We start from the raw sequence: 25547 nt of genomic DNA, 5'->3' as shown, positions 1-25547 counted from the left end.
GTGGGCGAAGGCGGGGGTGTGAGGGCGGAGCCTCCAGGGGGCTACTCGTCGATCACCGCGCCGAAGCGGGCGGCGTGGGCAGGGGCGCCGAGGGCTGCCGCGCCGTAGGACCAGGAACCGTCGGCGAGCAGGCCGCGGCCGCTCGCGGGCAGGAGCCAGACCGCCCCGTCCCCCGCGTTCTCGCCCGGCGCGGCCGCCAGCAGCTCGGCGCGGCCGTCGCCGTCGGTGTCCGCCAGGCGCACCTGGGCGCCCCAGGCATCGTCGGCCTCGGCCGTGCCGGGGATGCCCCGGGTGTTCTGGTCGAAGGACTGGGCGCCGGTCCCGGTCAGGCCCGTGCGGGAGCCGCGCAGCAGCCACACCGCGCCGGCGTCGGCGACGCTGCCGACGTCCTCGCCGGGCGCCCCGACGGCCAGGTCGGCGTACCCGTCGCCGTTCACGTCGGCGACGGACAGGTCGGCGCCCCAGGCGTCGCCCTGCTCGGCGGTACCGGGCACGCCCGGCGAGTTCTGCGACCACCACTGGGATGCGCTGCCGGGTCCGTGCTGGCCGCCGTAGTAGACACCGACCAACCCGCCGGGCGCGTCCGCGTCGCCGGTGGCGTAGTCGGCGGCGCTGAGCTGGCCGAGGACGAGGTCGTCGTAGCCGTCGCCGTTGATGTCGCCGGAGGCCGAGCCCAGGCCGCCGTGCAGGTCGCGCCGGTACGTCAGGCCCTCGGCGCCGCCCGAGTAGTACGCGGACCAGCCCTTGGTGTAGTCGTCCTCGGGGCTGTAACCGGAGACGACGAGGTCGGCGAAGCCGTCGCGGTCGTAGTCGCCGGTGGTCACATAGGCGGGCTGGAGCCGGTGGCCGGTGGAGTGCGGGGCGCCGACCGGGCGCAGGACGCCCGCGTGGTAGGTGAAGACGCGCAGGCCCACCTTCTGGTCGACGACGACGAGCTGGTCGGCGTCGGTGTCCCCGGAGAACCGCGCGGCGGCGACCGCGAGCCCGAACCGGGCGCCCGCGGCGGGCTTGGCGGCGGTGACGGAGGCGGTGCGCTCGGCGCCGAGGCCGGCCTTGGAGCCGTACAGGACGGTCACCCGGCCCGCATCGGCCACGCTGCCCTCGTCCTCGCCGGGCGCGCCGACGACCGCGTCGTCGTAGCCGTCGCCGTCCAGGTCGCCGGTGGCCACGGCCTCCCCGAAGTCGTCCCAGGCCTCGGAGGTGCCGGGCACGCCCTTGGTGGACTGGCTGATCACCTGGACCCGGCCCTTGGGGACGGTGGTGCGGGTACCGATGCCGTTCGGGGCGCCGTACTGGACGGTGACGTATCCGGCGCCCTCCTTGCCGTCGACGGTGCCCTCCGGGACGCCGGTGAGCAGGTCGGTGTAGCCGTCGCCGTTGAAGTCGCTGTTGCGGTCGGCGGCGGAGGTGCCGCCCGGGACGCCCGCGAACGCGGACGGCGCGGCGAGGATGCCCGCCCCGGCCAGCAGCAGGAAGGAGGCCGCGGCGACGGCGGCGGAGCCCGCGGTACGGCGGGTGGTGCGTGCGGTGATGCTCATGTCCGGTTCCCCCATGGGATGTTGACGATGCGTCAGTCAGCTGGTCGGTGGCCGACGCAGGGTTCGACACGGGGGGTGCGGACGGAGTTGTGGTGCCCGCGCGTGCTGTTACAGGGCGGTGACAACCGGTATGCGCCAGGGCGGGTCAGCCCAGGGCGCGGTCCAGGTTGAACGCGGCGCTGATGAGGGACAGATGGGTGAACGCCTGTGGGAAGTTGCCCTGTTGCTCACCGGTACGGCCGATCTCCTCGGCGTACAGGCCGAGATGGTTGGCGTAGGTGAGCATCTTCTCGAAGGCCAGCCGGGCCTCGTCGAGCCGGCCGGCCCGGACCAGTGCCTCGACGTACCAGAAGGAGCAGATGGAGAAGGTGCCCTCGTCGCCGCGCAGCCCGTCGGGGCTGGCCTGGGGGTCGTAGCGGTAGACGAGGGAGTCGGAGACCAGGTCCTCGGTGAGGGCGTCCAGGGTGGACAGCCACTTGGGGTCGGTCGGCGCGATGAACTTGGCCAGCGGCATCATCAGCAACGAGGCGTCCAGCACGTCGGCGCCCTCGTACTGCACGAAGGCGTGACGGCGCTCCGACCAGCCGCGCTCCATGATCCGCCGGTAGATGGCGTCCCGGGCCTGGCGCCAGCGGCGATGGTCGGCGGGCAGCCCGCGGTGGGTGGCGAGGCGGATGGCCCGCTCGATGGCGACCCAGCACATCAGCCGCGAGTACAGGAAGTTCTTGCGGCCGCCGCGGGTCTCCCACACGCCCTCGTCGGGCTGGTCCCAGTGGTCGCACACCCAGTCGACGAGGTGGCACACGTCGTCCCACTGGCCGCTGGAGATGGGCTCGGCCCACTTGTCGTAGAGGTAGATCGAGTCGATCAGGGCGCCGTAGATGTCCAGCTGGAGCTGGTCGGCGGCGGCGTTGCCGACCCTGACCGGGGCGGAGCCGAGGTGTCCTTCCAGGTGGGGCAGTTCGCGTTCGGGCAGGTCGGCACGGCCGTCGATGCCGTACATGATCTGCAGCGGGCCGGAGCCGTCGCCGCAGCCGGGGCTGATGTGCGTGGTCAGGAACTTCATGAAGGCGGCGGCCTCGCCGCTGAAGCCGAGCCTGAGCAGCGCGTAGACGGCGAAGGCAGCGTCGCGGACCCACACGTAGCGGTAGTCCCAGTTGCGCTCGCCGCCGAGTTGCTCGGGCAGGCTGGTGGTGGGCGCGGCAACGATGGCGCCGGTGGGGGCGTAGGTGAGGAGCTTGAGGGTGAGGGCGGAGCGGTGCACCATCTCGCGCCAGCGGCCCCGGTAGCGGGACTGGTGCAGCCAGCGCCGCCAGTAGGCGACGGTGGCGTTGAACTCGTGCTCGGCCTCGGCGTGGGCGCAGCCGCGGGGGGTCACCTCGACGCCGACCTGGTCCAGGGCGAACACCGCCGTCTCGCCCTCGCTCAGCTTGAAGTCGGCCCGCGCGTCCCGGCCGTCGCACTCCACGATGACGGTGGACGTGAGGGCGAGGGACAGCTTGGGGGACTCGAAGAGGACCAGGCCGTCCTGGACGCGCAGGGTGTGCGCGTCGGAGCCGTAGTCGAAGCGCGGGGCGATCAGGGCCCGGAAGGGCACGGTGCCGCGGACGCACACCACACGCCGGATCAGCCGGTGCCGGCCCTCCACGTGTGACTCCTCTCCGCTGACCGGCATGAAGTCCTGGACCTCGCCCACGCCGTCCTCGGTGAAGAACCGGGTGATCAGCACGTTGGTGTCAGGGAAGTAGAACTGCTTGGTGCGCGCCGGTACGGCGGCGGCCAGCTCGAAGCGGCCGCCGCGCTCGGCGTCGAGGATGGCCGCGAAGACGCTGGGTGCGTCGAAGGACGGGGAGCAGTACCAGTCGATCGTGCCGTTGGTGCCGACCAGGGCGACACTGCGCAGATCACCGATGAGACCGTGCTCGGCGATCGGCAGGTAGCGGGGGCTCCCGGCCAGGTCCTGCGGGAAGGGGATCTCGGCCATCGCTCAGGCCTCCCGGTGTGGTGTGCGGGCTGCATTCCAGCTCGGGCTGCATTCCAGAATAGGGCGAGTGCATCCCCGCCGGGCGGGCAGACGCTTCTCACCCGACGCCGCGGCGCCTTCCGGATGCAGGGTGCGCCGAGGCGCGGAATGGTGAGAGTGTGCCCCGTTCGGCGGCACCGGCACGGATGCGGTCATCCGGACCGAGGAGGAGGCAACATGTCGACATCCACACCCGAAGGGTCCCGGTCGCCCGACGACTACTGCACCCCGGACGCCCTGCTCCACTCCGCTCCGTCGAGGGACGTCACCCCGGAGGACCTGGTGATGGCGGCAGGCAGGGACGTCACTCCGGCGAACCTCGACTGGGCGCGCCGCAAGCTGGAGACCGAGGGCCAGGCAGCCGTGGAGAAGCTGCTGCCCTAGGGCGGTCCGGGAAACCTCAGGAAACCGAACGGGGAGGCGCCGGGCAGGGGCACGCCGGTCGCACGGGTGCGTGCCGCCCGGCGCCCGGTGCTGCCCGCACAGCGCTGACGCGGGCCTTCCTGGCGGCACCCTGCGGCTGTGAGACTCCGGAAGGTGCCCGACTTCGACATGCTCGTCAGGAGTGAGCCGCTGGTGTGGCTGTCAGTCGCGCCAAGCACAATGCGGCCATGAGCTACGACTTGGCAGTTTGGGAAGGCGTCCGCCCCACCGACGACGCGTCCGCGACGGCAGCCTTCGAAGGCCTCCACCGCGAGCACATGGGGGGCGAGAGGACACCGCCGACCCCCTTGATCAGGCAGTACGTCGAGGCACTGGTGGCGCGCTGGCCCGACCTGAGCCCTGATGACCACGAAGAGGACGAGGACGCCAGCCCCTGGTCCGACGGGCCGTTGATCAACAACGCCAGCGGTCCGCTGTTCTACTTCGGCATGGTCTTCAGCAAGTACCAGGAAGCCACATCGTTTGCGGCAGACCTCGCCCGGACTCACGGTCTCATCTGTTTCGACCTCCAGGACGAGCGCCTGATCGCCTGAGGCTTTCTACGGAATGCCGTGGACGCTCTCGCAGCGAATGGCGATGTCGATGCCGGTTTCGCCGTCGCAGGTGTCCGGAGCACCGGAGCCGCCGTCGAGGAAGTCGTTGCGAGGGCCGGCCTTCAGTGTGTCGGCGCCGTCCCCGCCGAAGAGGAGGTCGTCGCCGCCGGCCGTGCCCACGCTCGTGGTCAGGTCGAAGTCGGCGTTGTCGCCGAACAGGGTGTCGTCGCCACCGCGGCCGGTCAGCACATCGCTCCGGGCAGAGGTCGGGGACGCGTCCGCGACGGAGCTCTCGCCCACGAGCATGTCCGCGTCGCTGCCGCCGGTGATCCGGTCACGGCCGGCGCCGACCGCCGTGCCGCCCTGGGGGTCGAAGATGTTGTGGTCGCCGAGGGCGAACCCGCCGCCGGGGCCGAGGTCGATCAGGTCGTCCCCGCCGTCTCCGACGGCACTGCCCGAGGCGGCGCTGTCACCGATGAGCGCGTCACGGTCGGGGCCGCCCCCGATGACGTCGTCGCCGGCCCCCGTGACATCGCCGCCGATCGCGACGCTGTCTCCGGAGACCAGGTCGCCGCCGGGGCCGCCGTCGATGTGGTCCCGGCCCCCGCCGCTCGCGTTGCCGTCGGAGGCGAAGCTGTCGCCGGCGATCTGGTCGTCGCCGTCGAGCAGCCAGTCGTTCCCGCCGCCCTTGGCGACTCCGGTTTCGGTGAAGACGTCACCGATGAGGCGGTCGTTGCCCGCGCCACCGTCGATCTTGTCGTTTCCGATGCCGTCGGAGACCGTGTCGTCTCCACCCAGGCCACAGATCAGGTCGTTGCCGCCGCGGCTGTCGATCGTGTCGGCGCCGACGGACCCGACGATGACGTCGTCGCCCGGGTCCCGTTGACGGTGCCCGCACCGGTGATCGTTACCGGCCGTCCGAAGCACGTGGGCTGCACCTGGCCCGTGGCGACCGAGGGAAGACCCAGTGCGAGGAGCGCTGCCGCCCCAAGCGCACCCGTGAGGACTCTCCGGCGACAAGCCGGTCTGCACGTGGCCTGACCTGGCATGATGCCCCCATGGAAGCAGGGTTCCCATGGGGTTCCACGCCGACCGTCGATCTCCGCCTGTGGCGCTCCGACGCCATCGTGCTGTTCGACTGGCTGATGACCACCGACCTGAACACCGTGCCGATCACACACCCGGCTCAGAAGCAGGCTCTCGCAGACTTGCTGGCGCGCTTGGAAGAGGAAGACGTCATCGAGTCCACCGAGGAAGAGATCGCCGCAGCTCAGGAGGAGGTGGCCAAGGACATGGGCTGGTAGGGCAACGGCAGCTCAGCTCCTTGCGTAGTCGTCTGCCACCGAATGGGCGACGATTAATCAGATAATCATTATCCGGATCGACTTTGGTGTAACTCCCCTTCTTTTCAGGGAGTTTGATCTGCATGCAACTGGGCGGGCGGGTGTGTTCTGGTCCCTCGTTCGGCCCCTTGGGCGCATTCTTCCGATATGTGCGACAGGGCGGCCATGGAGATAGTGAGTGCGTTCAGCCCCGTGCCGACTGCCCCGGCCGACCCCTCTCAGACGGGAGACGTTGCATGCGCAAGACCCGGTCCACCGCTGTCACCGCGGCCGCCGTGGCCCTGGCCGCGGGCGGCATCACCTATGCCTCGGCCTCTTCCAGGCCAGCGGCCCACGCGCCGGCAGCCCACGCACCGACCGTCGAGGCACCGGCCGCCCAGCAGCCGGATGCCCCCAGCGACTCTTTCCACGGCACCGGCACCGGCACCGACGCCGGCATCGACGCCGGCACCGACCCAGACACCGGCGCCGGCGGCAGCCCTGGCACCGGCGCCGGAGGCGGCACTGGTACCGGCGCCGGTGGCGGCTCCGGCACCGGCGGCATCTCCGGCTCCGGCACCGGCGGCATCTCCGGCACGGGCATCGGCGGCATCGGCGGCGTCGGTGGCATCTCCGGCACCGGCATCGGCGGCATCGGCGGCATCTCCGGTACCGGTGCCGGAAAGGGCAACGAGGGCGTCATCGGCATCGGGGGGATTTCCGGCAATGTAGGTGTCCCAGGCCGCAACAACGTGCACGAAAGGGACCACGAGCACGAGGAGGAGGAAGGGCGGATCCAGATCAACGAGCGGACGTACAGCAGCAACCCGGGCGACTGCATCTCCGTGGTCCTCGTGAACGCCACGTCCCTGAACATCCGCAACAACAGCCGCCGTGCCGTCGACGTGTTCGACGGACCCGTCTGCGACAGCGGCGCTCCCCTCGCCACGGTCGGGCCCCATGACGACGCCTTCGGCGTGACGCCCACCGGCACCTTGGCCAGCTTTTCGGTGATCGACCAGCGTCGCGGCCGGGACAACGATCGGGACAACAAGTGGTGAGTCGGCGGAGGAGGCCGAACGGGCTCGGTGCGCGCTGTCCGCTGCGGAAGGGAGCCCGTTCGCAGGCGACCGCCACCGGGTGAGCCGGATCGCGCTGCGTGCACGCCACCGCTGCCAGGCTTTGCGGCCGCCCCGACCCGGCCCGGCTGCCGCAGCTCGTCCTCGTACCGGCGGAGCGCGGCCGTACGGCTCTGCGGTGTGCGTCCGTCACAGGACCTGCTGCGCCGACCGCCCGTCCCGCACTCAGCCGGACGCTGTCCCACGCGTGCGTGCGACAAGCTTCGCGGACGATTACGCCACCCTCTCGGCTGTCCCCCACGCCGCCGGCCTCGTCGAGAACGAGCCCGGCGGCCTGCTTACGGTGCATGCCCCGAGGAGGTCGTCCTCCGGGGTGCGGCGGGGCCACCCCCAGCCGATCAGGATCTGCACCATCCCGGAGATCAGCCTCGTCGGCCGCACCGAGGACCAACTCATCGAGGACCGCCTGCCGTTCGAGGGGGGCGTCGCCCGCGACCGGGAGCAGGCCCGGGGCCAGATCATCGCGACTCGCACAGCGTGCCGAAGCTCAACTACCCGACGCCGGCGGAGTCGTACAAGGCGGCCGCCCCGGACGCGCCGAAGCGGCTGCGGCGACCGGCCGCGCCAGATCGAGCACCTGTCCGACTGAACGGTATCCGAACAGGTCAGCGCACATTACCGGTTGGTCATCTTGAAAGGTCAATGAGTGCCGCTATCATCGCACCCACACACGGTGACCGTCCGCCGACGCTCGGCAGCACGGTGTGTCCACCCACCCCCGTTCTTCCTGACCGGCTCCTGACCCGAGGCCATCCCCTTTCGGGTCCCGAGGCGGGTCCACACCCCCCACCCGTACGCGTCGGGCCAGGCGCCCGTGCGCCGTGCACGACCGGAAAGCGGCACGACCATGAGCAACAACAGGGGCAGAGGGCTGCAGGCCAATGTCCTCGGCACGTTCGACACCGTGGTGATGGCGGTGGCCGGCAGCGCGCCGGCGTACTCGCTCGCCGCGACCACCGCCGTCCTCGTCGGCGCGGTGGGACTGGCCAGCCCGGCCGCCCTGCTGTACTGCGCGATACCCATGCTGGGCATCGCCCTGGCGTTCAGCTACCTCAGCCGGATCGACGTCAACGCGGGCGCCAGCTACTCCTGGGTGGGCCGTACGCTCCACCCGTTCCTGGGCTTCATCAGCGGCTGGGCGCTGGTCATCTCGGCGACCATCTTCATGGTGGCCGGTTCACTGCCCGCCGGTTCGATGACGCTGGCCCTCTTCGACGAGAAGCTCGCTGACAACACCGCGCTGTCCACGGTGGTCGGCGCGCTGTGGTTCCTCGTCATGCTGGGCGTGGTGCTCGGCGGGGCCCGGCTCACCGTCCGCGCCCAGCTGGTCATGTCCGGTGTGGAGCTGGGCATTCTGGCGCTGTTCGCGGTGCTCGCCGTCTTCCACACGCACAACGCCCGTGCCTTCGACTGGTCGTGGCTGGGCTTCTCCCACTTCGACGGCATGGGCGGGTTCGCGTCCGGCGCGCTGCTCGCCGCGTTCTACTACTGGGGCTGGGACGTCACCAGCAACCTCAGCGAGGAGACCCGCAACAGCCGTCGTACGACGGGACTCGCGGGCCTGATCGGGGTCGGCATCGTATTCCTGCTGTTCGAGGTGTTCACCATCGCGGTGAACGTCATCCTGAGCTCGAAGCAGATCCAGGAGAACGACGCCAACGTGCTCGCGGTGCTGGGCGAGGAGATCTGGCCGGGCTGGGGCGGCAAGCTGCTCATCGTGTCCGTGATGCTGTCCACCATCGCCACGCTGGAGACCACGCTCATCCAGGTCACGCGCTCGCTGTTCGCGATGGGCCGGGACCGTACGATGCCGTCCGCGCTGGGCCGGGTGCACCGCACCTGGAACACGCCGTGGGTGGCGATCGTGGTGGTCGGCGGGGTGGCGCTGGCGATGTTCATCGCCTCCAACGCGCTCGGCTCGGTGGGCGAGATCCTCTCCGACGCGATCTCGGCGATCGGCCTGCAGATCGCCGTCTACTACGGCCTCGCCGGCCTCGCGGTGGTCGTCGCCTACCGCAAGATGCTGCTGAAGTCGCCGGCCAACTTCCTCCTCGGCGGACTGTGGCCGCTGTTCGGCGCGGTGTTCATGTTCTGGATCTTCGTCGAGTCGCTGGGCGAGCTGAGCGGCGCCGCGATCGCGATCGGCATCGGCGGACTCGCCGTCGGGCTCGTCCCGATGCTCTGGTACTGGCGACAGGGCAGCGACTACTACCGGCCCGCGAAGCTGGACGCGACCCGCACCGTGGAGACGGAGTACGTTCCCGACGGCGCCGGTGTGCCGTCCCGGCTGCACGAGGGTCTCCCCACCGACTTCTGAGGGAGATCCCGATGGCGCGAGACCGTTTCACGCCCGATTTCGACCCCGACTGCGGGGACGCGCCGCTCACCTCCGCCCGGCAGGACATCGTCATCGGCCGCTGGCAGGGCCTCAGGGACCTGCTGTGGGTCACCGGCGACGACTGGACGCTGCGCGGCCACCGGGTACGGCAGCTGGCGCAGGCCTGCGCGGGCAGTTCGACGGTGGAGTCGTGGCTGGCCGCCGAGCCCGGCAACGCGGACGCCCAGGTGCTGCGCGCGGCGACGGAGACGGCCCGGGCGTTCCACCTGGCCATCTCGGCCGGGCGGGGTGTGCCGATCGACCGGGACCGCATCGACACCGCGGTCCTGGCCTCTCTGCGCGCCGCCGAGGCCTGCCCCGAGGACCCGACACCGTGGGTGTCGCTGATCTCCGTCGCACGGCTGTATCCGACGGGGGTACGGCGGCAGGAACTGGCCCGCTGGTGGGACGAGTTGCACCGGCGGGACCCGTACAGCGTGGAGGGCCACCTGCAGGTCCTGCACTACTACTCGGCCCGCTGGCACGGCACGCACGGCCTCATGTACGACTTCGCCCGGGACGCGGCCGGAGTGGCACCGCCGGGCTGCCCGCTGCCGGTGCTGGTCCAGTACGCCCGGGTCGAGGAGTACCGCTACGTCCTCGACGGAGCCCACGGCCAGCGGGGCTCGGTCAGCCTCGGCCAGCACTGGGACCACGACGGTGCGGTCAACGACGTACGGCGCACCTGGGAGCGCTGGGTGCGGGGCCGTCCGGACAGCAATCCGGCCCCGACCGAGCTGCGGGACCTCAACCACCTGGCGCACGCGGCCTGTCTGGCCGGCACGGCGGACGTCGCCGGGTCCCTGCTGCGCCTGCTCGGCCGGCGCGCCACCCGCACCCCGTGGTCGTACACGGGTGATCCGGTCCAGCAACTGACGAAGTGGCGGAAGGAGTTGGGGCTGCGGGCCTAGACACGGTTCCGGAGCAGGACGAGTCCGGCTGCGGCCGCTCCGGTCAGGGCACAGCAGAGCATGCCTGCCGCCATGTAGCCGAAGACGGTGAAGGTGACGAACGACAGGGCCGCCAGGGTGGCCAGGACGGCGCAGGCGCGGGGCAGGCCGCCGGCCGTCCAGGCCTCCTGGAGGAAGGTGTTGGTGCGCCAGGCATGAACGGCGGCGAGCACCACGGCCATGATCACGACGCCGCCGAGGACCGGGGAGAAGCCGAGTGTCCGGTGGAACACCGTGGGGCGCTCCGACCCCTTCAACGCCAGCAGATGGCGGATCCCCTTGATCGCCATCACCGGGCCCACCACCGCGAACACGCCACCGGCCAGGCGGCCTGGCCACACCTTCCCGCCGTTGCCCCGCCGCAGCGCGATCCACTCGAGGATGCCGCGCGGATTGATCAGTGCCACCCAGCCCATCGCCGTGGCGCCCAGCCCCCAGGTCAGGTCGAACAGAGCCGAGTCCGGCGCCGACATCTGCTGCGATGCGAGTGTGTACATCCCTGGTCCCTCCCGAAGCGCCGGCAACGGAACTCGCCGGCAGCGCAGTGTGCCGCCGCGCGGGGGCCGTGCACCACAGGTGACGTGGGGATTTGATGCGATCTTGACGGGGCGCTAGTCCGCGGACCCCTCCGCCAGGCCCGCCGTCCACTTCTCCTCGATGCGGCCCGCCTTCCACACCAGCAGGGCGATGGCCCAGGTGGCGAAGAACAGGCCGACGATGACGAAGCCGACCGTGTTGAGGTCGAGGCCGGAGACCCAGTCCCAGAACGCGCCGTGCAGGTCCAGCTCGTCGGCGAGCAGGCCGAGGAGTTCGACGGTGCCGATGATGAGGGCGACGGCGACGGACAGGCCGGTGATGGTGAGGTTGTAGTAGACCTTGCGGACCGGCTTGGAGAACGCCCAGCCGTAGGCGAAGTTCATGAACGAGCCGTCGATGGTGTCCAGCAGGGACATGCCCGCCGCGAACAGCACGGGCAGGCACAGGATGGCGTACCAGGGCAGGCCGGAGGCAGCGCCCGAACCGGCGAGGACCAGTAGGGCGATCTCCGTCGCGGTGTCGAAGCCGAGGCCGAACAGCAGGCCCAGCGGGTACATCTGCCACGGCTTGGTGATCGACCCCGTGACCCGGCCGAGGAGGCGGTTCATGAAGCCGCGGTTGTTCAGCTGCACTTCCAGGGCGGCCTCGTCGAAGCGGCCGGAGCGCATCTGCCGGAAGACCTTCCAGATGCCGGCCAGGATGACGAGGTTGATCCCGGCGATGAGGTAGAGGAAGGTGCCGGAGACCGTCGTACCGATCAGGCCGGTGACCTGGTGCAGCCGGGAGTTGTCGTCGCGGACGGGTCCGGCCAGGGCCTTCATGCCGAGGGAGAGCAGCAGGGTCAGGCCGAAGACGATGCTGGAGTGGCCGAGCGAGAACCAGAAGCCGACCGACAGCGGCCGCTGTCCCTCCCCCATCAGCTTGCGGGTGGTGTTGTCGATCGCCGCGATGTGGTCGGCGTCGAAAGCGTGCCGCATGCCGAGCGTGTAGGCGGTCACGCCGATGCCGATGCCGAAAGTGTCGGCACCGACGCTGTAATGCTCCGGGGCGACGATCCCGACCAGCGTGCCCCAGCCGATCACGTGCAGCGCGAGGACGAAGGCGGCCATCCCGCCGACCCTGGTCCACTCCTGCCGCGTCATGGAGCCGCGGACGCGGTGCCAGGCCGAACGCGGGGCGTCGCCCTGGGCGGGGAGGGACGGAGCGGAACCAGGGGCGGCCGTCATCGGGAGGGTGTTTCCTTTGCTGGTGGCACGAGTACGGCTGCGCTGCACAGCCTTGTGCCATCCTCCCGTACTTGCAACTCATGTGCAGTAAAGGCCGCGGCAGACCTTCCCCATGGGGAGGGAAAGGCCGCGGTCCAGCGGGCGGTGCGGGTCAGGCGGAGAGCAGGCCCCGGCCGAGCCAGTCCCGCGCGTCGCGCACGCCGGGCAGGGCGAAGAAGTAGCCGCCGCCCGTCGGGGAGATGTAGTCGACCAGGGGCTCGTCGATCAGCCGGGTCTGTACGGCCTCGAACTGGCGCTTGACGTCCTGCTGGTAGCAGCAGAAGGCCAGGCCCATGTCCAGGTTGCCGACCTTGTCCACGCCCCGGTCGTAGTTGTAGCCCCGGCGCAGGATGCGGGAGCTGTCGGTGCGCGCCTGGCGCGGGTTGGCGAGGCGGATGTGGGCGTCGAGGGGGATCGCGGTGCCGTGCGGGTCCTTGGTGTAGTCGGGGATGTCGGTCTCCTTGGCGCCGTCGAGCGGGGCGCCGGTGTCCTTGCGGCGGCCGAACATCTTCTCCTGCTCGGTCAGCGAGACCCGGTCCCAGAACTCCACCAGCATCCGGATGATCCGGATCACCTGGTAGCTGCCACCCCTGGCCCAGTCCGGCTCGCCCTGCCCGTCGCCGACCCAGATCAGCCGGTCGGTCTCGCGGGCGGAGGTGACGTCCGGGTTGGCGATGCCGTCCTTGAAGCCGAGCAGGTTGCGCTGGGCGCCGGTGGGGCGCGGGGCGTTCTGGAAGCCGTCGATGCGCCACTTGATCTGCAGGGCGCCGCGGGTGTGCCGGGCGATGTCGCGCAGGGCGTGCAGCACGGTGTCCTGGCTGTTCGCGCACAGCTGGAGGGAGAGGTCGCCGTGGCACTCGGCCGCGTTCAGGTTGTCGTTCGGGAAGGTCCGCATCGGGGTCAGCCGGGCGGGCCTGGCCTTGGCGAGGCCGTAGCGGTCGTCGAAGAGGGAGGCGCCGACGCCGACCGTGACGGTCAGGGCGTCCGAGGGGACCTCGGGGCCGAGGATGCCGTTGTCGGAGGGCGGCGCGCCGACACCGAGGTCGGCGGGGGCGCCGCCGGAGGTGAGGAAACGGGCCCGCTCGGTGAGGGTGCGCAGCAGGTCGGCGAGACCCTTGCGGTCGTCGGCGATGACGTCGAAGGAGACGAAGGTGGCCGCGGCCGGCGCCGGGGTGAGGATCCCGGCCTGGTGGACGCCGTGGAAGGGGACCTTCGCGCCGCTGTCCGCGCCCGTGTCCTGCGCCTGGGCCGTGCCGCCGCTCTCGGCGAGCGCGAAGCCGCCGCCGGCCAGGACCGCGCCGGCAGCTCCGGCACCCAGCGCGGTCCGCACGAAGGAACGGCGGGCCGGGCAGGCGGGGGTGTCGGCAGAGGACATCGGGGGGTTCCCTTCGGGGTGCGGGTGCTCGGTGGTCATCAGGCGGACTTCCGGATCTCGAGGAGGTCCGGTACCGGGGCGAGGTCTTCCAGCAGCTGGCCGGTGGCCCCGTTGAGGCGCTGCCGGTCGGTCGCGGCGAGCTGGTCGACGGGGGTCCAGTGGGTGCCGTCGTGGGCCGCGTCCAGGAGCTTCTGGAGCCGGGCGATGTCCGCGTCGACCGTCGGGAGCAGCTTGGGTGCGCGGCCGGTCAGCAGCGGCTGCAGGACGGTGAGCAGCTCGCGGGTGCCGGCGAGGTTGGCGTCGGCGGTGGCGAGGTTCGTGCCGCTGCCCTGGTCCGTGTCGCCGGTCAGCTCGAACTGGAGGGTGTTCTCCAGGATCTCGTGGGCGCGCAGCGGCAGGTCGCCGGGGTCGAAGTCCTGGGCCGGGAAGGCCTTCCGCAGCCCCGCGGCCGCGTCGGCGAGCTGCCCGGCGGGCGCGCGCAGGTCCTTGGCCGACTCCCCGTGCCACAGGCCGCGCTCCAGGCGCAGGAAGCCCGTGAAGTCCTTGTCCTGGACGCCGTTCGGCAGTCCGTCGGGCCGCCCGTCGATCGTCTGGTCGAAGTCCTCGAAGGTGCCGTAGGCGGCGCCGAGGGAGGCGTAGGTGCGGTGGGCGGTCAGCCAGTCGGTGCGGGCCCGGTCGAGGTGGCCGCCCTCGATGTCGTCGTCGAGGGCGCGGGTCTGGGTGACGAGCGTGGCCAGGCCCTGTTCGACGTACGTCTTGTACGCCTTCAGGGGTGCGGCGAGGTCCTGTTCGGAGACGGGGACGACCGGCTTGGCCGCTCCGCCGCCGCTGACCCGTACCGCCTTGGACGTGACGGCCTTGCCGTCGGTGGGGACGCAGCGCCAGGCGTAGGTGCCGCCGGCGACCGTGGCGACCAGGTCGCGGGTGGTACCGGGGGCCAGGCCTTCGATCTCGCCGTAGACCGCGCCGGTCGACGGGTCGATCAGGTACACCTCGGAGGTCTTGCCGCCGGTGTTGTGCATCTGGAAGGTCTGCCGGCCGGGCTCGGGGGCGGTGAAGCCCTTGCCGCACTCGGTCTCGGAGACGGCGACGGTCTGGTCGCCGGCGGGCTTGGGGCGGGCGAGGGCGACGACGAGGCCCGCCAGGACCGCGGGCACCGCGACGACGGCAACAGGAATGACCCAGCCAGGTCGACGCCGCACCACCGGGGCCGCGTCGGATTCCCGACCGGCCGCCGACACGTCGACGACGGGCTGGGCAGGGGCGGCGGACGCGTCCGGCCCTGCCTCGGCAGCGGCGGACGCGGCCACCAGGGCAGGGCTGACGGGCACCGGCTCGACCGTGTCCGACTCGCCGGTCGTCGCCGACTCAGCCGCCGTGACAGCGGAATCCACCCCGCTCACGGCCGGCTCGGCGGTCATCGCTGCAGGCTCGGAGGCCGACACCGCCGGCTCAGCGGTCTCCGCATCGGACACGCCAGCGGTCGCGGCGGGCTTGGCCGCCGGGGCAGCGGGCGCTGTGGCGCGGACCCCGCGGACGAACAGGGTCATCACCACGACGAGGTAGGCGGCGTAGGCCACGACCTGCAGCCAGCTCATGGCCGGAGTCAGGTTGAACACGCCCTGGACCAGCGTGCTGTACCAGGAACCGGCGTCGACGCTGCCGGTCAGGTCGACCGCGTAGGCGGTGCCGCCCGGCAGCACCCCGCCCTCCTGGAGGTCGCGCAGGCCGTAGCCGAGGACTCCGGCCGCGATGACGATGAGGACCGCGCCGGTGGCGGTGAAGAACCTCGTCAGGTTGATCTTCAGGACCCGGCGGTACAGGCCCCAGCACAGGCCGCCCGCGAGGACCAGGCCGATAGCGGCGCCGGTCAGCGGGCCGGCCGACTCGCCGGCCGCCCGGGCGGTGGTCCACAGGAACAGGGCCGTCTCCAGGCCCTCGCGGCCGACCGCGAGGAAGGAGGTGAGGACCAGCATCCCGGAGCCCATCGCGAGCGCGCCGGTGACCTTCTCCCGCAGCTCACCGGAGAGGCTGCGGGCCGAGCGGCGCATCCAGAACACCATCGCGGTGACGAACGCGACGGCGATCACACTGAGGGTGCCGCCGAACGCCTCCTGGGCGGTCGCCGACAGGGACGCGGCGGTGAAGGTGAGGACCGCGCCGAAGCTCATCGCCACGGCGATCGCGGCCAGGACACCCGTCCACACCTGCGGCAGCCGCGAGCGGGCCTCGGCCCGCACGAGGGTGGCGATGAGGATGGAGACGATGAGTCCGCCTTCGAGTCCCTCCCTCAGCCCGATCAGGAAACTCGGAAACGCGTCGTCCCACATGCCCTGCGGCCCTCCCACTTAGTGAAGGCATGCCTTACCTTCGCGGACCATCATGACTACACAGATGTAGTCAGTCAGTCATGAAGCGGCAATAGGGAGGCAAAGCCCGGGAAGCTTGCACCCCCTCAAGTCGTCTACAGTTCAGTAGACGGTCTACAAATGTGTAGTCAGAAGTTTCAGAAGCAGCCGAGGAAAGGGCGTGCGGCGATGGCCACTCCCTCAGACCTGTCGTCGCAGCTCGCGGTCAACGTGCTCGACGCCCACTCCCTGCTGGCCGCCTTCGGGGTGATCGGCGTCGGGGTGGTGCTGTTCGCCGAGACGGGCCTGCTGATCGGCTTCTTCCTGCCCGGTGACTCCCTGCTGTTCACGGCGGGGCTGCTGTGCACGGGCGCGTCAGACCGGGGTGTGCACCTCTCGCTCGGGCCGCTGCTGGCCGCCGCGGCCGTCGGCGCGCTCGCGGGTTCGCAGTGCGGGTATCTGCTCGGCCGCAAGGCGGGCGGCGCCCTGCTGGCCCGCAGCCGGTCGGCCCGGCTGCACGAGGGCGCGCAGCGCGCCGAGGAGCTGCTGGAGCGCTACGGGTACGCGAAGGCGATCGTGCTGGCCCGCTTCGTGCCGGTGGTGCGGACGGTGCTGAACCCGATGGCGGGCGCCCTGGGCGTCCCGGCCCGCACGTTCACCCTCTGGCAGGTGGCGGGCGGGCTCGTGTGGAGCCTCGGTCTCACCCTCGCCGGATACGCGCTCGGCTCCTCGATCCCGAACGTCGACAAGTACCTGCTGCCGGTGATCGCGCTGATCGTCGTCCTGTCGCTCCTCCCGCTCGCCGCCGAGGTGCTGCGCTCCCGCAGGGCTGCCAAGGAGGCGCGCGGATGATCCTGGCGCTCACGGGCTCGTCGGTCGACGGGCCGCTCTACCGGGACGTGGTGGATCTCGCCCGCCACTCCCCCGGCCGGCTGGACGGCATCGTCACGCTGTGGTCGACGTACGGCCTGGCGGTGTTCGCGCTGCTCATGGTCGTGGGCTGGTGGCGGGCCCGCCGGGTCGACGCCACGGCGGGCATGACGGCGCTGACCGTTCCGGTGGCCGTGCTGGTGGCCTTCGGCGCGGACGCCGGGCTCAAGCTGCTGGTCCGGGAGGACCGGCCCTGCCGGGGTCTGCCCTTCCGCACACTGGAGGCGTGTCCGGCGCCGGGTGACTGGTCGTTCCCCAGCAATCACACCGCCATAGCGGCCGCGGCGGCGGTCGCCCTGTTCTTCGTCTCCCGCCGACTGGGTCTCCTCGCCTGCGGGTTCGCGGTGGCCATGGCGGCCTCCCGGGTCTGGGTGGGCGTCCACTATCCGCACGACGTCCTCGTGGGCGCCCTCGTCGGCGGCCTGGTCGCCTTCCTCGTGATGACCGTGCTCCAGCGCTGGCCACGCGGCTTGGCCGGACGGCTGGCGGCGACGCGGCTGCGCCCGCTGCTGATGTCATGAGCCGCAAGGGCATCGCGGAACTGGCGGGCAGCGCAGCGCTCGGCGCCTGGGCGGCGTTCGGGGTGCTGGCGCTGGTCGTCTCCGGCCGGCACGGCGGCCCGCTGTTCCTGGACCACGGCCTGCTGACCTGGTCCGTCGGCCACCGGCCGGAGATGGCCGTCGCCGTCGCCCGCGGGCTGACCGCCACCGGCACCGGCGTCGTCCCGTACGCGCTGGTCGTCCTCGCCGGGCTGCTGGCGGGCCACGGTCGGCGGCAGCGGCTGGTCCTCGCACTGCTGATGGCGACCTGCCTCGCCACCGGCCAGGCTGTGCGCTACGGCGTCATGGAGCTGGTCGGTCGGGCCCGCCCGCCCGCCTTCGACTGGCAGACCCACGCCTCCGGCTGGTCGTTCCCGTCGGGGCACACCACCACGGCGGCCCTGACGGCGGGTCTGGTGATCCTCGCGCTGTGGCTGCGTGCCCCGCACGGCCGTGTCCCGCTGTGCCTGGCCGTGGCCTGCTGGGGCGCCGGGGTGGGCCTGACCCGGGTCTTCCTCGGCGTGCACTGGTTCACCGACGTGCTCGGCGGCTGGCTGTTCGCCGTCGGCTGGCTCGGCCTCTGGCTGTGCGCGGCGGCCCGGTGGCTGCCGCAGCGCCCGATCACCGGTGGCGGCACCCGCACCGGCCGGCCGGACCCCCCACCCACCCCCGACCCGGCCGATGCGCCGTTGGAGAGGCATGCGCCCCAAGATCCTGGTCGTCGAGGACGATCACGCCCTGCGTGACGTGCTGCGGCGCGGACTGCACGACGAGGACTTCGACACGGTGGCCGCCGCCGACGGAGCCACCGCCCTGCGGCTCGCGGCACCCGACGTGGCCGGCGCGGTACTGGACGTCGGGCTGCCCGACGCGGACGGCCGGGACGTGTGCCAGGCGATGCGTGCCAACGGCTTCCTCGGCCCCGTCGTCTTCCTGACCGCGCGCCACGGGCTGGCCGACCGGCTCTCGGGCTTCTCGGCCGGCGGCGACGACTACCTGCCCAAACCCTTCCACCTGGCCGAGCTGGCCGCCCGGCTGCGGGCCGCCCTGAGACGGGCCGCCCCCGCGCCGACGCCCGCCGCCACGGGCGGGCTCGTCCTGGACGCCGTACGGCACAGCGCCACCGTGGGCAGCACCCGCATCGAGCTGACACCGACCGAGTTCCGGCTGCTCGCGGCGCTCACGGCGGCGGGCGGCGGTCTGGTGCGCCGCCGCGAACTGGTGCGGGCCGGCTGGCCGGAGGGCGCGCGGGTCAGCGAGAACACGCTGGACCAGTACCTGACCCGGTTGCGGCGCAAGCTGCGGGCGGCTGGCAGCGAGCTGACCATAGGCACCGCGCGCGGGATCGGCCACCGGCTCGTATGAAAGCCCCCGACCGGATCGGCTTCCCTGCCCGTACATGGCTGCCCGCGCTCGCCGCCCGGCTCGCGCCGCGCACCCTGCGGGGCCGGCTCTCGCTGGTCGCGCTGACCACGGCCGCCCTGCTCATGGTGATCCTCACGGTGGTCTTCAACACCGTGGTCGGTCACCGGCTCCAGCGGGAGGCGGACGACGAACTGCGCACCCGGGCCGCGGCCGTCGCCACCACCGTGGACACGCGCGGCGGAAAGGTGCGGGTCCTGGAGACGGTCAACGACCGTCTCCTCGACACGAACGTGTGGATCTACGCCGGTCCCCGGCTCCTCGAACAGCCGCCGTCCGCGGCCCGCACCGGCACCCTCGCCCGTGCCGCCGGGGCCCTCGCCGCCGCGGGCGGACGACGTTGCGCCACCGTCGGCGGCCACGACCCCCTGCGCCTGTGCGCCGAGCCGGTGCCCGGGCACGGGACGAGGGCCACCGTGGTCACCGCCCTGGACCTGTCGCCGTACCGGAGTTCGGCGAAGACCCTGCTGCTGGGTTCGTTCGCGCTGGACGCGGTGATGCTCGCGTGCACCTACGGACTGACCCGGCTGGCCGTCGGCCGGGCGCTGCGGCCGGTGCGCACGATGACGGACCAGGCGACCCAGTGGAGCGCCGTGGCCTCCGAGGAGCGCTTCGGCGGCCGGGGCCGGCCCGCCGAACTGGCCGCGCTCGGCACCTCGTTGGACGCGCTGCTCGACCGGATCCGGGCGGTGCTGCGGCACGAGCGGCAGCTGACCGGCGAGCTGTCGCACGAACTGCGCACTCCGCTGAGCCGGATCGTCGCCGAACTGGACTGGTGGCGCTCGCGGCCCCGCTCGGAGACGGAGACCCGGGCGACCCACGAGGTCATCGCCGACGCGGCCCGCTCGATGCGCACCATCTGCGACACGCTGCTGGACGAGGCCCGCGAAGGCGTGCCCACCGCCCCCGGCACGGCCGAAGTGCTGCCCGCCCTGCGGCAGGTGGCCGCCTCCCTGGACGTCCCCGGCCCGGTGCGGGTCACCGTCACCGTCGACGAGAGCGCGTTGCGCGCGGGGGTGCAGTCCGCTCTGCTGGAGCGGATCGTCAGCCCGCTCGTCGCCAACGCCGTGCGTCACGCCCGTACGACCGTGACACTGGCCGCCCGCCGGACGGCCGACGGGGTCCGGGTGGAGGTCACGGACGACGGGCCGGGCGTGCCCGAGTCGTTCCGGGACCTGTTGTTCCAGCCGGGCCGGCGGGCCGATCCCGGCGACGGACATGCCGGAGCGGGCCTCGGGCTGCCGCTCGCACGGCGCCTGGCCCGCTCCGCCGGAGGCGAGGTGTCCCACGATCCCGGGCACGCTCGGGGCGCCCGGTTCGTGGTCACGCTGCCCGCCGGATGACCGCGGTCAGGCGGCCGGCCCCACGCCGCCGTCAGACGGACTGCCCCACGGCAGGCTCCTCGGTGACGTCCTTGCGGGTGACCGACAGGAAGACGACGAGGCCGAGGATGGGCGGCGAAGACGACGACCAGCGCGAGCCCGAAGACGGTGGTGGTGGTCTCCAGCGCCACGCCCATGTTGTCGGCGAGGTTGTCGCTGACCAGGGTGCCGACCACGCTGATCAGGGCGACGGCGAGCCAGTACACGCCGGGGCGGTAGGCCTTGGTGCGGAACTGCACCACGAGGACGAGTGCGAGCAGCGCGCTCATGAGCAGCGACACACCGATCAGGCCGAGGCCGGCCTTCTCGTTGAGCCGGTCGGCGGCGGTCTCACCGACCGTCGTGCACAGCACCTTGATCACCCAGAAGTAGACGGTGACTTCGGGCACCTTGTTCCAGCGCACGCGGCGGCCCGGCGCGAGGGTGCCGGTCTCCGCCACCGTGGTCCGTGAGGTCTCTGATGTCATGGGACCCGACGGTGCACAGCGGAAACCCGAAGCATCCTGAGTGCGCGGGCCGGGCTCAGGCGCGGGCGTGCGGTCCGTCCGGGCGGCCGCTGCGCTGCCGGACCGTCTCGCGGCTCAGCTCCTCCGTCTCGGCCTCGGGCAGCCGCTCGAAGCCGTCCTCGGTGATGGCCGAGACCACCGGGAAGATACGGCGGTTCAGGTCGGGGCCGCCGGTGGCCGAGTCGTCGTCGGCGGCGTCCCACAGGGCCTGGAGCGCGGCCAGGGCGGCCTCGCGGCGGCTGAGGTCCGGCCGGAACAGCTTCTTCAGGGCGCCTCGGGCGTACGGGGAACCGGAGCCCTCGGCGTGGAAGTGCCGTTTCTCGTACAGGCCACCGGCCGCGTCGAAGGAGAAGATGCGGCCGCGGCCGCCCTCGGGTGCGGTGGTGTCATAACCGGCGAGCAGCGGAACGACGGCGAGGCCCTGCATGGCCTGGGCGAGGTTCTGCCGGATCATGGCCGCGAGGCGGGTCGCCTTGGCGGCCAGGGACATCGGGGTGCCCTCGATCTTCTCGAAGTGCGTGAGTTCGACCTGGTAGAGCCGCACCATGTCGAGCGCGAGCCCGACGGTTCCGGCGAAGGCGACGGCCGTGTGGTCGTCGGCGGGGTGCACCTTCTCCAGGTCGCGCTGGGCGATGAGGTTGCCCATGGTGGCCCGGCGGTCGCCGGCGATCAGCACGCCGTCGCGGAAGGTGAGGGCGAGCACCGTGGTGCCGTGCGGGACGCTGCCGGGCGCGACGCGGACACCGTCCGGGAGCGGCGGCGTGGTGGGCAGCAGGGCGGGGCGGTGTGCGGCGAGGAACTCGGTGAAGGACGAGCTCCCGGGCGTGAAGAACTCCTGCGCCGGCCGCCCCGCGATGTACTGCTCCGTCATGCCGTTCCCCCTCCGGTGTCGCCTGGCCCCGTTCGTCTCCTACCTGGCCCGGGCGTCCGGGAAACTCCCGCCCGGTCACAGGGCCTTGCGCCGGACGAGCACCGCCAGCACCAGGAGGCCCGGGAGCAGCGGCAGCCAGACGGTCAGCAGCCGGTAGCCGAGTACGGCGGAGGCGGCGGTCGCGGCGGGCGCGCCGGACACGGTCAGCGCGAGGCCGAGGGCGGCGTCCAGGGAGCCGAGCCCGCCCGGGGTGGGCAGCAGGGCGGCCGCGCAGCTGGCGGCGAGGTACAGCAGGGCCACCTGGAGCGGGGCCAGGGGCAGTTGGACGGCCTGGGCGACGGCGATGAGCACCAGGGAGTGCAGGGCGGCGAAGGCCAGCGAGCCGCCCCAGAGGGCGGCGGCACGGGCCGGGTGGGCGTGCACGGTACGGATGTCGGCCAGCACGCTCGCCAGCGCGCGGCGGCAGCGCGGGCGCAGCGGACCGGCGAGGAGCGCCACGAGCAGGACGGCGGCGCCGAGCACGGCGGCGACCGCGGCCGGGGAGACGTGCGGGAGGCGCAGCAGGCCCGGGCAGAGCGGGGCGAGCACGGCGATCAGGGCGAGGCGGACGACGGCGCCGGCGGTGGCCTTGACGGCGAGGGCGCCGGCCGAGCGGCCCGCCGGCAGCCCGCAGCGCATCAGGAAGCGCAGGTTCACCGCGCCGGCGCCGAGCCCGGCGGGGAGCAGGTGGTTGGCGGCGCAGGCGGCGAACTGGGCGGCGAGCAGCCGCGGTCCGGGCAGCCGCTGGGCGACCGCGCCCTGCTGGGCGAGCGCCGAGGCCGCCCAGGTGCCGACGGCCGCCACCGCGCCGAGCAGCAGCCACCCCTGGTCGGCGACGGCCAGCCGTAGCGCCCCGGTCTCCACCGTCGGCCAGTGCCGCCGGGCCACGTAGGCGGCGCCCAGCAGGACGGCGAGGCAGACCAGTGTGTGCCAGTAGGCCCGGCGGCGGCCGAGGGCGAAGTCGGCGGGAGCGGTCAGGAGCGGGCCGGCGGCAGGGTGGAGGGCGTCCGGGGGCGCCTCCGGTACCGCGTGCTGGGTCATCGACCGCCTCCCCCGTGTCTGCCACGGCGCCAGGTCATGAACCGGCCTCCGGTACGGCGTAGTAGAGGCGCAGTCCGTCGAGCGGCACGGAGGGCCAGGAGCGGGCGTACCGGGGTGGCCGGGAGCCCGCGGGCACCAGGGTGGCGACCGGGGTGTGGCGCGCGGTGCCGGTGATGGCCTGGGCCGTGCTGTTGGCGTTGTGCCCGGTCGTCGCCGCCGAGGAACAGCCCGCGTAGAACGCCACCGGGATGGCCTCGTGCCCGGTGAGCAGACAGGGTGACCGGACCCCGAGCCGGTGCAGGGTGTCGGCGGTGCGGGACCAGTCGCGGTGGGCGGCGGTGGTGCGGTCCACGGTGTGCAGCAGGACCGTGAGTTGCACCGCGAGGTGGGCGGCGAGCCCGAGCGCCAGCAGGGCGACGGCCACCGGCCGCCGTACACGCGAGGGTGCGGTCACCAGATGGACGAGTGCGACGGCGACCGGGATCGACAGCAGGGCGTAGGCGGGGAGCAGGAAGCGGGGCGCCGCGTAGCCGATCATGAACAGGTAGGGGACGGCGGCCGTGGCCGCGCAGGCGAGCGGAAGCAGCGTGGTCGCCGTACGCCGGGCGCGGACCGCGACCGTGAGGCCGAGCGCGGCGAGCAGGGGCAGCGCGAACCACCAGACGGTGACCACCGGGTTGGGCAGCGCTCCGGTGCACGGCCGGCACAGCGCCCGCCCGCCGAGGCTGCGCAGTTGGTCGACGACGGCGAAGTGGAGGCCGAGTCCGCCCTGGATCGCGGAGCCGTCGTCGAGGCGCTGGGCGAGGCCGCCGTAGCTGACGTACGCCTCGATCACCCATTCGAGCGCCCCGGCGGCGAGCCCGGTGAGGAGGACGAGGAGGGGACGCCAGTGACGGCGCATCAGGCCGAGGGCGAGGAGCGGCAAGGTGACCCAGACGGCGTCCACGGGGCGCATCCAGGCCATCAGCGCCGCGCTCGCGCCCAGCCCCCACAGCGCGGCCCGGTCGGCCCGGTCGGTGCGAGCGCGCAGGAAGCAGGCCACGGCGGCCAGGGCGCCGACGGCCACCCAGTAGTTGGGCATGGCCTGGGGGCCGTAGAAGAGGGTCACCCACAGGGAGGCGAACAGGGCGCCGGCGAGGGCGAGTACGCGGACGGGGAACAGGCCCCGCCAGGCGCGCAGGGCCAGGAAGAGGGCGAGGCCGGAGAGGACCGCGAGGTAGACCCGTAGCAGCGCCGTCGAGGAGGACCAGGCGGCGACGGGTGCGACCAGCAGGGAGACGCCCCGCGCGCGGGGTGCGCTGAAGAAGGCCGCGGGAGCGTGTCCGCTGACCTGGCTGACGTACACCGTCTCGTCCCAGCCGAGGCCCATGCCGGGCCGGACCAGGAGCAGTTGGGCCAGGGTGAAGGCGGCCGCGACGGCGGCGAGCGGCCAGATGACGCGGGCCCGCCCGGTTCCGGCGGACGCGCGGCGCGCACGCTCGCGCCGGGCCGCGTCGACTCTGACGTGCACACTGCCGATCATGATCACCCCTTCACCCCTACAGCTCGTAGGGTCGACGTTCACCCTACAGCCTGTAGTACTGAGACTGGGATCGGGGGAAAACACGGCCAAACTAACGCGTCTCAGCGGCCCGTGCCGGGCGAAGAGGGCCATCCGGCCCACGGCCCTACGCGCTGTAAGGTTGGGGCATGGCTGGCACAGGGTCCCGCAGCAGGGCGGAGCGGCGCAGCGCCGGGGAGCTGGAGAGCGAGGTCCTGGCCACGCTCTGGGCCACCGAGCGGCCGCTCACCCCGGCGGAGATCCAGGCCGACATCGGCGGCGGGCTCGCCTACAACACCGTGCACACCATCCTCAAACGCCTGTACGACAAGGGGTTGGTGCTCCGGGACGCCGACGGGCGGCGCGGCGCGTACCGTCCGGCGAAGAACGCGGCGGAGCTGACCGCCGAGGCGATGCACGAGGCCCTGGACCGGGGCCCGGATCCGATCGCGGCACTCCAGCAGTTCGTGACCGGCCTGAGCCCCGAGGAGGAGCGGGCGCTGCGGGAGCTGCTCGCCGGAGGCGGCGCATGAGGTTCGACGTGTACACCCCGCTGCTGCTGTCGCTGCTGCTGTCCGTCGTCGCCCCGGTGATCGGCGGCCGGGTGGCGCCGGCGCTCGCCGCGCGCGTGCTGACGTCGGCGGCCGTGCTGACCGCCGCGGCCACGACCTGGACGCTGGTGCTGCTGGCGGCCGCACTGCTCGGGGACGCGCCGCCGGTGGTGCGGGAGGCCCGCGAGGACGGGCGACGGCTGGTGGATCCGGTGCCGGAGGTGATCGGCGTCGCCGCGGGTGTGGCGCTGGCCGTGGTCGTGTGGCGGGTGCACCGGGCGGTGCGCGCCGAGCGGAGCACCCGGCGGGCGCTGCGGCGGCTGTGCGCGGGGCAGCCCGCGGACACGGAGCTGATCGTCGCCGCCTCCGACGTGCCGCAGGCGTTCGCGATCCCGGGCCGGCCGGGCCGGATCCTGGTCACCTCGGCGATGCTGGGCGCGCTGGCGCCGGACGAGCGGCGGGTGCTGCTCGCCCACGAGCGCGCGCATCTGGCGCACAGGCACGGGCCGCTGGTGACCGCGGCCACCCTGGCCCAGGCGGCCAACCCGCTGCTCGCACCGGTCCGTTCGGCCGTGGTCTTCCTCGTGGAACGCTGGGCTGACGAGCAGGCGGCGACCGCCGTCGGGGACCGGCGGACCACCGCCCGCGCCCTGGCCCGTGCCGCCCTCACCGCCGGACGGGCCCGCCCGGCGTGCACCCTGCACTTCACCGACCGCGCGGTCACCCGCCGGATCGCGGCGCTCCAGACGAGCCCGCCCCCGCACCTGTGGCCCGCCGCGCTCGCCGTCCTCGCCCTGGGCGCCCTCCCCGCCCTGCTCGCCGCCGATGCGACGGGTGACCTGCTCGGCCTGCTGTCCGGGGTGCTGAACTGACGC

Annotated in this window: 23 protein-coding genes and 1 pseudogene; 13 read left to right on the top strand and 11 right to left on the bottom strand. The window is 72.7% G+C overall.

The genetic code is table 11. From position 1 onward, the window contains the following. Positions 1-41 precede the first annotated feature (41 nt). Together BEK98_RS32945 and BEK98_RS32940 are read right to left on the bottom strand one after the other, a co-directional pair. Positions 42-1538, bottom strand: a complete 1497-nt coding sequence (locus BEK98_RS32945) for an FG-GAP repeat protein (protein ID WP_094220395.1) — start codon at positions 1536-1538, stop codon at positions 42-44. 145 nt (positions 1539-1683) lie between these two features. Continuing rightward, a complete protein-coding gene (locus BEK98_RS32940; RefSeq protein WP_094220394.1) occupies positions 1684-3522 on the bottom strand; it encodes a glycoside hydrolase family 15 protein in 1839 nt (612 codons plus the stop codon). Between the two features lie 216 nt (positions 3523-3738). Between BEK98_RS32940 and BEK98_RS32935 the strand changes: the two genes are divergently transcribed. Both BEK98_RS32935 and BEK98_RS32930 read left to right on the top strand, forming a co-directional pair. Further along, complete coding sequence (locus BEK98_RS32935) at positions 3739-3945, top strand: hypothetical protein (protein WP_094220393.1); 207 nt, start codon at positions 3739-3741, stop codon at positions 3943-3945. Between the two features lie 227 nt (positions 3946-4172). Continuing rightward, a complete protein-coding gene (locus tag BEK98_RS32930) occupies positions 4173-4538 on the top strand; it encodes a hypothetical protein (protein WP_094220427.1) in 366 nt (121 codons plus the stop codon). Positions 4539-4544: 6 nt separating this feature from the next. Here BEK98_RS32930 and BEK98_RS32925 read toward each other — a convergent pair whose 3' ends face one another. Then, on the bottom strand, positions 4545-5465 hold the full coding sequence (locus BEK98_RS32925; RefSeq protein WP_094220392.1) for a calcium-binding protein: 921 nt from the start codon (positions 5463-5465) through the stop codon (positions 4545-4547). A gap of 131 nt (positions 5466-5596) precedes the next feature. Between BEK98_RS32925 and BEK98_RS32920 the strand changes: the two genes are divergently transcribed. The 4 genes from BEK98_RS32920 to BEK98_RS32900 all read left to right on the top strand — a co-directional run bounded on the left by BEK98_RS32920 (position 5597) and on the right by BEK98_RS32900 (position 10287). Further along, a complete protein-coding gene (locus tag BEK98_RS32920; RefSeq protein WP_094220391.1) occupies positions 5597-5842 on the top strand; it encodes a hypothetical protein in 246 nt (81 codons plus the stop codon). Between the two features lie 275 nt (positions 5843-6117). Beyond that, the gene (locus BEK98_RS32915; protein WP_094220390.1) at positions 6118-6921 is read left to right on the top strand and encodes a hypothetical protein; all 804 of its coding nucleotides are present in this window, start codon (positions 6118-6120) and stop codon (positions 6919-6921) included. A gap of 925 nt (positions 6922-7846) precedes the next feature. Next, positions 7847-9316, top strand: a complete 1470-nt coding sequence (locus tag BEK98_RS32905; protein WP_094220389.1) for an APC family permease — start codon at positions 7847-7849, stop codon at positions 9314-9316. Between the two features lie 11 nt (positions 9317-9327). Next, complete coding sequence (locus BEK98_RS32900) at positions 9328-10287, top strand: hypothetical protein (protein WP_094220388.1); 960 nt, start codon at positions 9328-9330, stop codon at positions 10285-10287. Here the strand turns inward: BEK98_RS32900 and BEK98_RS32895 are convergent. The 4 genes from BEK98_RS32895 to efeU form a co-directional block, all read right to left on the bottom strand. After that, positions 10284-10823, bottom strand: a complete 540-nt coding sequence (locus BEK98_RS32895) for a hypothetical protein (protein WP_094220387.1) — start codon at positions 10821-10823, stop codon at positions 10284-10286. The two genes, BEK98_RS32900 and BEK98_RS32895, sit on opposite strands and share 4 nt — an antisense overlap. 114 nt (positions 10824-10937) lie before the next feature. Then, positions 10938-12089, bottom strand: coding sequence for a Nickel transporter NicT (nicT, locus tag BEK98_RS32890; RefSeq protein WP_208643302.1), 1152 nt, complete (start codon positions 12087-12089; stop codon positions 10938-10940). 151 nt (positions 12090-12240) lie between these two features. Next, positions 12241-13503: an iron uptake transporter deferrochelatase/peroxidase subunit gene (gene efeB / locus BEK98_RS32885; RefSeq protein ID WP_094220425.1), complete on the bottom strand. Its 1263-nt coding sequence runs from the start codon at positions 13501-13503 to the stop codon at positions 12241-12243. 38 nt (positions 13504-13541) lie between these two features. Further along, the gene (efeU, locus tag BEK98_RS32880) at positions 13542-15833 is read right to left on the bottom strand and encodes an iron uptake transporter permease EfeU (RefSeq protein WP_094220386.1); all 2292 of its coding nucleotides are present in this window, start codon (positions 15831-15833) and stop codon (positions 13542-13544) included. A 207-nt stretch (positions 15834-16040) separates the two neighbouring features. On the opposite strand from efeU, the gene BEK98_RS32875 reads away from it, so the two are divergent. From BEK98_RS32875 to BEK98_RS32855, 5 genes are read left to right on the top strand one after another with little or no spacing between them, the layout of a single operon-like run. After that, positions 16041-16703 (top strand): DedA family protein, encoded by a 663-nt coding sequence (locus BEK98_RS32875; RefSeq protein ID WP_094220385.1) that lies wholly within the window; start codon positions 16041-16043, stop codon positions 16701-16703. After that, positions 16700-17302: a phosphatase PAP2 family protein gene (locus tag BEK98_RS32870; RefSeq protein WP_094220384.1), complete on the top strand. Its 603-nt coding sequence runs from the start codon at positions 16700-16702 to the stop codon at positions 17300-17302. The genes BEK98_RS32875 and BEK98_RS32870 overlap by 4 nt, the downstream gene beginning before the upstream one ends. Next, on the top strand, positions 17299-18066 hold the full coding sequence (locus tag BEK98_RS32865; RefSeq protein ID WP_094220383.1) for a phosphatase PAP2 family protein: 768 nt from the start codon (positions 17299-17301) through the stop codon (positions 18064-18066). Before BEK98_RS32870 ends, BEK98_RS32865 begins: the two co-directional genes overlap by 4 nt. Beyond that, positions 18020-18685, top strand: coding sequence for a response regulator transcription factor (locus tag BEK98_RS32860; protein WP_094220382.1), 666 nt, complete (start codon positions 18020-18022; stop codon positions 18683-18685). Before BEK98_RS32865 ends, BEK98_RS32860 begins: the two co-directional genes overlap by 47 nt. After that, positions 18682-20085: a sensor histidine kinase gene (locus BEK98_RS32855; RefSeq protein ID WP_094220381.1), complete on the top strand. Its 1404-nt coding sequence runs from the start codon at positions 18682-18684 to the stop codon at positions 20083-20085. Before BEK98_RS32860 ends, BEK98_RS32855 begins: the two co-directional genes overlap by 4 nt. A 92-nt stretch (positions 20086-20177) precedes the next feature. On the opposite strand, the pseudogene BEK98_RS32850 reads toward BEK98_RS32855, so the two are convergent. The 4 genes and pseudogenes from BEK98_RS32850 to BEK98_RS32835 form a co-directional block, all read right to left on the bottom strand. Then, positions 20178-20591 (bottom strand): annotated as a pseudogene (locus BEK98_RS32850) (COG4705 family protein); the annotation flags it as partial. 55 nt (positions 20592-20646) lie between these two features. Next, the gene (gene prcB / locus BEK98_RS32845) at positions 20647-21501 is read right to left on the bottom strand and encodes a proteasome subunit beta (protein WP_094220380.1); all 855 of its coding nucleotides are present in this window, start codon (positions 21499-21501) and stop codon (positions 20647-20649) included. Between the two features lie 75 nt (positions 21502-21576). Further along, positions 21577-22581 (bottom strand): lysylphosphatidylglycerol synthase transmembrane domain-containing protein, encoded by a 1005-nt coding sequence (locus BEK98_RS32840; protein WP_208643301.1) that lies wholly within the window; start codon positions 22579-22581, stop codon positions 21577-21579. Between the two features lie 34 nt (positions 22582-22615). Continuing rightward, on the bottom strand, positions 22616-24103 hold the full coding sequence (locus BEK98_RS32835) for a hypothetical protein (RefSeq protein WP_094220423.1): 1488 nt from the start codon (positions 24101-24103) through the stop codon (positions 22616-22618). 167 nt (positions 24104-24270) lie between these two features. Here BEK98_RS32835 and BEK98_RS32830 point away from each other — a divergent pair, with 167 nt between their 5' ends. Next, the gene (locus BEK98_RS32830; RefSeq protein WP_094220379.1) at positions 24271-24654 is read left to right on the top strand and encodes a BlaI/MecI/CopY family transcriptional regulator; all 384 of its coding nucleotides are present in this window, start codon (positions 24271-24273) and stop codon (positions 24652-24654) included. Beyond that, complete coding sequence (locus BEK98_RS32825; RefSeq protein WP_094220378.1) at positions 24651-25544, top strand: M56 family metallopeptidase; 894 nt, start codon at positions 24651-24653, stop codon at positions 25542-25544. Before BEK98_RS32830 ends, BEK98_RS32825 begins: the two co-directional genes overlap by 4 nt. Positions 25545-25547 lie beyond the last annotated feature (3 nt).

The organism is Streptomyces diastatochromogenes (assembly GCF_002242805.1).
Lineage (GTDB): Bacteria > Actinomycetota > Actinomycetes > Streptomycetales > Streptomycetaceae > Streptomyces > Streptomyces diastatochromogenes.
Note: the sequence above shows the minus strand (reverse complement) of the source record. Positions and strands in the feature narration are given on the sequence as shown.